Raw genomic sequence first — 216 nt, 5'->3', positions numbered from 1 at the left:
CATCGGCGCTGGAGGGCTTAGCTTCCGGGTTCGGAATGTAACCGGGCGTTTCCCCTCCGCCATGACCACCGGAACACTCGAAAGTGCTCCAAGCGAACAAGCGCACTCTTCACTTGTCACTCGAAGAAGTATTGGTCAAAGAATTCACAGTGGACGCGAGCATCTGCGGACAAGCCCTCGGCCTATTAGTACCGGTCAACTCCACCCCTCACAAGG

Annotated in this window: 1 rRNA gene; it reads right to left on the bottom strand. The window is 56.5% G+C overall.

Features of this window, described 5'->3' with window-relative positions:
- Positions 1–73, bottom strand: a 5S ribosomal RNA gene (rrf, locus tag ACSNOC_RS28035); the annotation flags it as partial.
- Between the last annotated feature and the right edge of the window lie 143 nt (positions 74–216).

The sequence above is a fragment of the Streptomyces sp. URMC 129 genome (assembly GCF_051386415.1).
GTDB lineage: Bacteria > Actinomycetota > Actinomycetes > Streptomycetales > Streptomycetaceae > Streptomyces.
This window is presented reverse-complemented; position numbering and strand designations above follow the sequence as displayed.